Genomic DNA, 567 nt, shown 5'->3' on the forward strand with positions numbered 1-567 from the left:
AGGGGAAACACTCGATATCGAAGTGGAGGCTTGTGATGCAAAGGGTCGTCGCGCTGTTCCTTCCAAGCTGGTCGACCGACCGGCTCAGAAGGAAATTGGGCGACGTCTCGCCGCCACCGGATAAGCCTTTGGTGCTGGTCGGGCGGCACGGTAATCGTCGCCTGGTGACTGCGGTGGATCGCGCGGCAACAGAAGCGGGCCTGCGCGTCGGAATGCCCGCGACGAAGGCACAGGCCCTCGTCCAGGGGCTGGCGGTCATGGATGCCGAACCTGAAGCAGACGCGCAGGCATTGGATCGGTTGGCCCTGTGGGCTTTGCGGCGGTACGCGCCGATTGTCGCAGCAGATCCTCCCGACGGATTGGTGATGGATACCACGGGCGCCGATCATCTTCATGGCGGTGAACGCTTGATGCTCGCAGATATGGTCGAACGTCTCGGCAAGGTCGGCTTCTCGGCGCGCGCAGCCATAGCGGATAGCTGGGGTGCTGCTCATGCCTTTGCGCGATATGTCAGGCAAGCCGTGAGCGTGGTCGCGGTCAACGCAACCTGCGATGCGATCCTTCCTC

1 protein-coding gene is annotated in these 567 nt (G+C 63.0%); it reads left to right on the top strand.

What is annotated here, in order from left to right; translation table 11 throughout:
• Nucleotides 1–35 precede the first annotated feature (35 nt).
• Nucleotides 36–567, top strand: a 532-nt coding sequence (locus tag EOC93_RS33645) for a DNA polymerase Y family protein (RefSeq protein ID WP_164759402.1), incomplete at its 3' end; no start/stop codon positions are given.

Source organism: Mesorhizobium sp. M6A.T.Ce.TU.002.03.1.1, assembly GCF_003997275.1.
In the GTDB taxonomy this organism is placed as follows: Bacteria; Pseudomonadota; Alphaproteobacteria; order Rhizobiales; family Rhizobiaceae; genus Mesorhizobium; species Mesorhizobium mediterraneum.